Source organism: Hyphomonas sp. BRH_c22, from assembly GCF_000961795.1.
In the GTDB taxonomy this organism is placed as follows: Bacteria; Pseudomonadota; Alphaproteobacteria; order Caulobacterales; family Hyphomonadaceae; genus Hyphomonas.
The window spans coordinates 1-6,177 of sequence record NZ_LADU01000134.1 but is presented as its reverse complement, the minus strand read 5'-3'; the positions used below and the strand labels follow the sequence as shown (position 1 = coordinate 6,177).

The 6,177-nt window shown below is 64.0% G+C and carries 10 protein-coding genes and 1 riboswitch; of the genes, 3 read left to right on the top strand and 7 right to left on the bottom strand.

The window, feature by feature from the left end:
- Window positions 1-162: 162 nt before the first annotated feature.
- The 3 genes from thiC to VR74_RS19010 form a co-directional block, all read right to left on the bottom strand.
- A complete protein-coding gene (gene thiC, locus VR74_RS19020; RefSeq protein ID WP_045699503.1) occupies window positions 163-2,058 on the bottom strand; it encodes a phosphomethylpyrimidine synthase ThiC in 1,896 nt (631 codons plus the stop codon).
- The gene (locus VR74_RS19015; RefSeq protein WP_045699501.1) at window positions 2,055-2,483 is read right to left on the bottom strand and encodes a DUF1801 domain-containing protein; all 429 of its coding nucleotides are present in this window, start codon (window positions 2,481-2,483) and stop codon (window positions 2,055-2,057) included. The genes thiC and VR74_RS19015 overlap by 4 nt, the downstream gene beginning before the upstream one ends.
- Window positions 2,480-2,866, bottom strand: coding sequence for an MmcQ/YjbR family DNA-binding protein (locus tag VR74_RS19010; RefSeq protein WP_045699499.1), 387 nt, complete (start codon window positions 2,864-2,866; stop codon window positions 2,480-2,482). Before VR74_RS19010 ends, VR74_RS19015 begins: the two co-directional genes overlap by 4 nt.
- Window positions 2,862-2,960, bottom strand: a riboswitch (TPP riboswitch). (Overlaps the previous gene by 5 nt.)
- 104 nt (window positions 2,961-3,064) lie before the next feature.
- On the opposite strand from VR74_RS19010, the gene VR74_RS19005 reads away from it, so the two are divergent.
- Window positions 3,065-3,421 (top strand): metalloregulator ArsR/SmtB family transcription factor, encoded by a 357-nt coding sequence (locus VR74_RS19005; protein WP_045699498.1) that lies wholly within the window; start codon window positions 3,065-3,067, stop codon window positions 3,419-3,421.
- Complete coding sequence (locus VR74_RS21350; RefSeq protein ID WP_299951346.1) at window positions 3,418-3,879, top strand: SRPBCC domain-containing protein; 462 nt, start codon at window positions 3,418-3,420, stop codon at window positions 3,877-3,879. Before VR74_RS19005 ends, VR74_RS21350 begins: the two co-directional genes overlap by 4 nt.
- A 21-nt stretch (window positions 3,880-3,900) precedes the next feature.
- Here the strand turns inward: VR74_RS21350 and VR74_RS18995 are convergent, their stop codons facing one another.
- From VR74_RS18995 to VR74_RS18985, 3 genes are read right to left on the bottom strand one after another with little or no spacing between them, the layout of a single operon-like run.
- Entirely contained in the window at window positions 3,901-4,257 is a 357-nt protein-coding gene (locus VR74_RS18995; RefSeq protein ID WP_045699497.1) for an ArsC/Spx/MgsR family protein, read from the bottom strand.
- A 30-nt stretch (window positions 4,258-4,287) separates the two neighbouring features.
- Window positions 4,288-4,668, bottom strand: coding sequence for a hypothetical protein (locus VR74_RS18990; RefSeq protein WP_045699496.1), 381 nt, complete (start codon window positions 4,666-4,668; stop codon window positions 4,288-4,290).
- A 58-nt stretch (window positions 4,669-4,726) separates the two neighbouring features.
- Window positions 4,727-5,506 carry a phosphodiester glycosidase family protein gene (locus VR74_RS18985; protein WP_299951343.1) on the bottom strand — a complete coding sequence of 260 codons (780 nt, stop codon included), beginning with the start codon at window positions 5,504-5,506 and terminating at the stop codon, window positions 4,727-4,729.
- 128 nt (window positions 5,507-5,634) lie between these two features.
- On the opposite strand from VR74_RS18985, the gene VR74_RS18980 reads away from it, so the two are divergent.
- Window positions 5,635-5,814: a hypothetical protein gene (locus VR74_RS18980; protein WP_045699495.1), complete on the top strand. Its 180-nt coding sequence runs from the start codon at window positions 5,635-5,637 to the stop codon at window positions 5,812-5,814.
- Between the two features lie 72 nt (window positions 5,815-5,886).
- Here the strand turns inward: VR74_RS18980 and VR74_RS18975 are convergent.
- On the bottom strand, window positions 5,887-6,177 hold a 291-nt coding region (locus VR74_RS18975; RefSeq protein WP_045699493.1), incomplete at its 5' end, for a hypothetical protein.

The window sequence follows — 6,177 nt, the reverse complement described above, 5'->3', positions numbered from 1 at the left end:
ATCCTGTCCATTGGCCGCTAAAGTCTTGCAAATTCGTTGCCCCCAATCATGCGCTATAGCTACAATGACAGATTCGAAGATTCATGCAGAAGCAATATTCGCTTTAAAAGCGGCAAGGCGTATATGTCCCCACTCAACTCGGGGAGTTGAGCCGGTTCTTCTCTAATCAATCGGCTCCCGCACCTCTCCGCTCTCCGACAAATAAATCTCTCCGCCCTTGTCCATGAATTCCTTGCTCTTCTCCGCCATCCCCCGCCTTGCTTCGGCCGCCTGTTTTTCGAGGTCGGCGCGTTCGTTGTCGCTGAGGCCGGCGGTGTAGTCGCGGACTTCCTGGGTGATCTTCATGCTGCAGAATTTGGGGCCGCACATGCTGCAAAAGTGCGCGACCTTGTGGGCGTCCTTGGGCAGGGTCTGGTCGTGGAAGTCGCGGGCGGTTTCGGGGTCCAGTGACAGGTTGAACTGGTCTTCCCAGCGGAACTCGAAACGCGCGCGGGAGAGGGCATCGTCGCGCAGATGGGCGGTCGGGTGGCCCTTGGCGAGGTCTGCCGCATGGGCGGCGAGCTTGTAGGTGATGACGCCGACCTTCACATCGTCACGGTCGGGCAGGCCAAGATGCTCCTTGGGCGTCACATAGCAGAGCATGGCTGTGCCGAACCAGCCGATCATGGCGGCGCCGATGCCGGAGGTGATATGGTCATAGCCGGGGGCAATGTCTGTGGTCAGGGGGCCAAGCGTGTAGAAGGGCGCCTCGCCGCATTCGCGCAGCTGTTTGTCCATGTTCACCTTGATCTTGTGCATCGGCACATGGCCGGGCCCCTCGATCATCACCTGGCAGCCTTTGGCCCAGGCCACCTTTGTCAGCTCACCGAGGGTTTCAAGTTCGGCGAACTGCGCGGCGTCGTTGGCATCGGCCGTGGCGCCGGGGCGCAGGCCGTCGCCAAGGGAGAAGGAGACATCATAAGTGCGCATGATGTCGCAGATCTCCTCGAAATGCGTGTAGAGGAAGCTTTCGGTATGGTGGGCGAGCATCCATTTCGCCATGATCGAGCCGCCGCGCGAGACGATGCCGGTGACGCGGCTGGCGGTGAGGTGGATATAGGCGAGGCGCACGCCGGCATGGATGGTGAAATAGTCGACGCCCTGTTCGGCCTGTTCGATCAGCGTGTCGCGGTAGACTTCCCAGGTCAGGTCCTCGGCGACGCCGTTGACCTTTTCCAGCGCCTGATAGATCGGCACGGTGCCGATGGGGACGGGGGAATTGCGCAGGATCCATTCGCGCGTATTGTGGATGTTGCGCCCCGTGGAGAGGTCCATCACATTGTCGGCGCCCCAGCGGATGGCCCAGACCATCTTGTCGACTTCCTCCTCCACCGATGAAGCGACGGCCGAGTTGCCGATATTTGCATTGATCTTGACAAGGAAGTTGCGGCCGATGATCTGCGGTTCCAGCTCGGCATGGTTGATATTGGCCGGGATGATGGCGCGCCCGGCGGCGATCTCGTCACGGACGAATTCGGGCGTGATGAATTCCGGGATATGGGCGCCGAAGCTCTGGCCGTCAGCGATGGTGGCGGCGGCGTCTTCATGGGCCGTCTGGCGGCCGAGATTCTCGCGGGTGGCGACGTAGACCATCTCCTTGGTGATCACGCCGGCCTTGGCGTATTCGTATTGCGTGACCGGGCCGGTGCCCGTGCCGCGCAGGGGGCGGTGGCGGACGGGGAACTGGCGGGCGAGATATTTCCCCTCGGCGCCGCCATTGTCTTCAGGGCGCACGTCGCGGCCTTCATATTCCTCGACATGGCCGCGGGCGAGCACCCATTGGCGCCGGTCGCGGGCAAGGCCGGCCTCGACGTCGATGGTGACGGAAGGGTCCGTATAGGGGCCGGACGTGTCGTAGACGGGCACGGGCGGCTCATTGGCGGAGGGGTGCAGGTCGATCTCGCGATGGGGGACGGCGAGGTCCGGCAGCGGATGGGAATAGACCTTGCGGCTGGCGGGCAGCGGGCCGGTGGTGACTTTCGGGGTTTCGAACTGGGACTGGTCGGCGGGCTTGTTCATCGGGCGTGCTTTCTTGCGTGATAGGTGAGGGCCATGGCGATGCAGTGGGAGAGGGCCGCCTCTGGCAGGGGCTTGCGTAGGTCGAGGTCGATGGCGCGGGTGCCGGAGAAGGCGAGCGTGCCGGAATAGAGATCGCGCCACTCATTCACCAGCGTGGTGGAGCAAGGGACGAGAAGCTGGGCGGTGTCGGGCGCGGCAGGCTTCCAGCCGAGGCGGAGCGTTGTGCCGGATTTGGTGGCATTGGTGAGGAAAGCGGGCTCGCCCCATTTCAGCGTTTCGGTCAGCGGGCCCACGCCGGGGGTCTTGGCGGCGGTGGCGCGTATGAGGTCGCGCAGCTTGCCCAGATAGGCGCGCGGGGCAGCGGGCATGGCATCCAGCACGGCCTGCACAGCGGCGGGCGCGGGCGGCGGGGCGAGGCGGCTCATGACGGGAAGCCTCTCGGGGACTCAGGCGAGAGGCCGAGTTCCTTCTGCATCTTCTTCGTCAGGCCCGCGCCGACGAGGCGGTAGCTGTCACGGATATAGGTCAGGAGCTCGGCGTCGGACATGGTCGCGTCGCTGAAGCGCTGGATCCATTTCATCCCGCGTGAGGCCATGTAGGGCGCGCCCTGGCAGCCGGGCTGGTCCTTCAAGATGTGGAAGGCAATGGGCGTGACCTTGAAGGAGACGCCGGTGATCTCGCCATTCTCGTCGCCCGCAATGGCAAAGACCTTGCCGCCGATCTTCCAGACATGGCTGTCGCCCCACTGTCGGACATAGGTCGCGTGGGGCAGGGATTCGCAGAAGGCCGTGAACGCATCTAGCGTCATGTTCGTGTTCCGTCCCTCGCGCCGGTATGAGCCGGATCAGGTTCAAAGGGTAACTCTCAGCCCGCGACCATCGCGGACACCCCTCGGATGAGGGTCACATTAAGCCGGGCGGGCCGGAATTGAAAGGGGGCTCACGTCAAACTGAGGTAATTACCTAAGTGTCTTGACATGCGGCCTGGCAGGCCAATAGATAGGCATATGACTAAGTATAGTCCGCCTGAACCCATTGCCCTTGACCGCGGCTTCCATGCGTTGGCCGATGCGACGCGGCGCGGCGTGATTGCGCAGCTGAGCCTTGGCGAGGCGAGCGTGGCCGAACTGGCCGCGCCCTATGGCATGGCGCTGCCGAGCTTCCTGCAGCATGTGCGTGTGCTGGAATCGGCGGGCCTTGTTGTGACACGCAAGGAAGGCCGGGTGCGACGCTGCCGGCTGGAGACCGCGCGGCTGGCCGAGCTGGATGCCTGGATCACCCGTTACCAGCAGGCCTGGGCCGCGCGCCTCGATCGGCTGGGCGATCTTCTCGACGCGACTGACTCAAAAGGAACCGCAACATGAGCCATGACACGATCCGGCACGGCACGGTGACAATCGAGAAAACCTATGCGGCACGCCCGGCGCGCGTGTTCGGGGCCTGGGCCGACCCGGAAATGCGCCGCATCTGGGGGTCGCCATCCGACGAGATCGACCTGCGCATCGACGCGGCCGATTTTTCCGTAGGCGGAGAGGATGTCAGCACATGCATGATGGGCGAGCAGGCCCTCGCGGTGGTGCGGGGGCGCTATCATGACATCGCGGCCGACCGGCGGATCATCTATACCGAAATCATATCCTCCATGGACGCGCTTGAGGGCACCTGCCTCGTTTCGGCAGAGTTCCTGCCTGACGGGCAGGGAACGCGCCTCGTGCTGACCTTGCAGACGGCGGCGGTGGATGGCTCTGACCTGCTGGAAGGCGTGCAGGAAGGCTGGGAAAGCGCGCTGTTGCGCCTTGGTGCCATGCTGCAGCCGGCGTGAGCCGGGCAGCGGACTGCGCGCCTAGGCCTGCAGCGCCTGCTGGGCGCCCTTGTCCCAGCCGACGACAATGCTTGCGCCGGTGTCGATGACGGGGCGCTTGATGAGGGTCGGATGGTCGATGAGGAACGCGGCGGCACTGTCGCCCAGGGCGGCGACCTGATCAGCGGTGGTCAGGCCGCGCCATGTAGTGGAGCGGCGATTGACGAGCTTTTCGGTGCCAACTGCCTTGATCCAGGCCGGAACCAGCGATCGCAGGTCGGCCTCGGCGCGGATATCGACGAAGGCGACCTCACGTCCCGCAGCGGAGAGCGCACCGAGCGCCTTCTTGCAGGTATCGCAGTTTTTCAGGCCATAGAGTGTGAGCGGGGGGTCCGACATGGTGTTCTCCTCACAGGCTGCCAGCAGCCTCTATAGGGTACCGAGCACGGCGATGACCAGACCGAAGGCCATGGTCACGATCCCGAAGCCGCGCACATGGTCTTCTTCCGGCATCATCCAGCGGGCGAGCGCGAAGACCGGCTTGGGCCAGGCGAGGAGCAGCAGGCTTTCCACCACCATGCCGGCGGCGAGGAGCGTTGTGATGCCTTGCGTGACCGTGCTGAAACCATCCGTCAGGGCGAGCACGCCGGCACCGAGGAAAAACATGAAGGCGCCGGTGACATAGGCGACTTCCGGGCTGTTCTCGAAGGCCGTGAGCAGGCGGCCAGCGCGGGCGGGCTCGATCACCATGCCGGCGCCCGCAGCGAGGGCATAGACTCCGAAGATGACGCATGCGGTGTCAGCGATCATGGTTCCTGCTCCTGTCTTGTCTCATCCTACCATAGGTTTGCTGCGAGACCGAAATGTGTCAGGGCGCGTCCTCCGGCGCAGAGACGACTGCGACGATGGGGCCGAGATCAAGCCCAGGCTCATTGCGCTGGATCTCCGGTGCGTAGAGGCGTGAGACGACGCCATCGAGGTAGAGCGCGTTCGGTGTGCCGAGCCCATCGCGGAACAGGCGGGCGAAGCCGTGGAAGTTCACCGGCGCGTCGCTGATGGCAAAATGCACCGTCTTGCCATCGGCGCTGAGGCCGACGCCATTGCGGCGCTTGCGGCTGGTGCCGTCCGCATTGAAATCCGGGTGCAGGGCGCCGTCCAGCACGAGCATCGGGCCGGACTGGGTGGCAAAGCGGGGCGGACTGGCCGGGAACAAGGCGTCATAAGCGCGGGTTTCGGTGATGCCGGCCTCGCCGCGGTCGAGCCAGAAGACGCCATTGGGCAGCATGCCGAAATTGCCGGGCCCGGCCGATGTGACGAGGGGGGCGGCCTGTTTGCCGTCCTCGACATAGAGGCCGACCGCGCGGCGGTCGTCATGGTACATCCCGCCATTCATTGCGAAGAGAAGCGGCGTGCCATCGGCTTCCAGCTGTGCCGCGAGGCGGTCGAACTGGGCATGGGGCGCGCCGTCGGGATGGGTGAGGAACAGGCGGATATCGGCGCGGTCCACATCGAAACTGCACACGGTGAACGGCGCGCCGTCGAATTCGACCGGCTGGCAGGCCTGCGGGGCGGGTTCCGCCGTGCAGGCACTGAGCCACAGGCTGGCCGCGGCGCAGGCGGCGAGGAACAGGTGTCGGATAGCGGTCATGTGGGGAGCCTAGGTTTGCTTCGTGGCGAATTGCGGGCGCAGACCGCGATCAGGGGTCGCATGCAGGTCAGGCGTCAGGTATCATGCAATTGACCCGGCCCGATGCGGCCCGTTGAAGGACACGCCAAATGGCCGAAAAATTCGAGCGCCACCGCCAGCCATGGACGCCGGACGAGATCCAGAAGCTGCACGTGCTGGCCAAGAAGGGCATGGGCCTGAAGGCCATCGCCAAGGCGATGATGCGCAGCGAGGAATCGATCCAGGCACGGGCCAAGCTCGACAAGATCAAGCTGGCGAAACTGCGCTAGGGGGTGCTTGTGGCGAGGGGTGGATGGGCCGCTTTCCTTCCGCGAAACACAGGCCGCCGCGCTACTTTGATCTCAAGCATAGGCAGAGCGGATCAGATTCAATGGGTCTATGGTTGCCTTCTCATCTTTCGTCTTTTCCTCAATCACGGTTGCAACAAGCTTCCGGAACTTGTCTTTAAACCGGTCGTCGACCCGGCTCTGACTATCCGCGAACCAGTGGCGATGATGCCAGGATTCACTGACCAGAATCGGACCCCATGTTTCGACCAGATCCGGCGTCCACGCTTCGTCCGAAAATGGCATCACAATTTCTCCCGCCTTCTGCGCCTCTTCTGCTTTTTTCCTGGCAAGCGCATCTATTTC

Excerpts from the sequence above, each read along its gene's own strand:
- thiC (WP_045699503.1), bottom strand. The coding sequence starts at position 2,058 with ATGAACAAGCCCGCCGACCAGTCCCAGTTCGAAACCCCGAAAGTCACC.
- VR74_RS19015 (WP_045699501.1), bottom strand. The coding sequence starts at position 2,483 with ATGAGCCGCCTCGCCCCGCCGCCCGCGCCCGCCGCTGTGCAGGCCGTG.
- VR74_RS19010 (WP_045699499.1), bottom strand. The coding sequence starts at position 2,866 with ATGACGCTAGATGCGTTCACGGCCTTCTGCGAATCCCTGCCCCACGCG.
- VR74_RS19005 (WP_045699498.1), top strand. The coding sequence starts at position 3,065 with ATGACTAAGTATAGTCCGCCTGAACCCATTGCCCTTGACCGCGGCTTC.
- VR74_RS21350 (WP_299951346.1), top strand. The coding sequence starts at position 3,418 with ATGAGCCATGACACGATCCGGCACGGCACGGTGACAATCGAGAAAACC.
- VR74_RS18995 (WP_045699497.1), bottom strand. The coding sequence starts at position 4,257 with ATGTCGGACCCCCCGCTCACACTCTATGGCCTGAAAAACTGCGATACC.
- VR74_RS18990 (WP_045699496.1), bottom strand. The coding sequence starts at position 4,668 with ATGATCGCTGACACCGCATGCGTCATCTTCGGAGTCTATGCCCTCGCT.
- VR74_RS18985 (WP_299951343.1), bottom strand. The coding sequence starts at position 5,506 with ATGACCGCTATCCGACACCTGTTCCTCGCCGCCTGCGCCGCGGCCAGC.
- VR74_RS18980 (WP_045699495.1), top strand. The coding sequence starts at position 5,635 with ATGGCCGAAAAATTCGAGCGCCACCGCCAGCCATGGACGCCGGACGAG.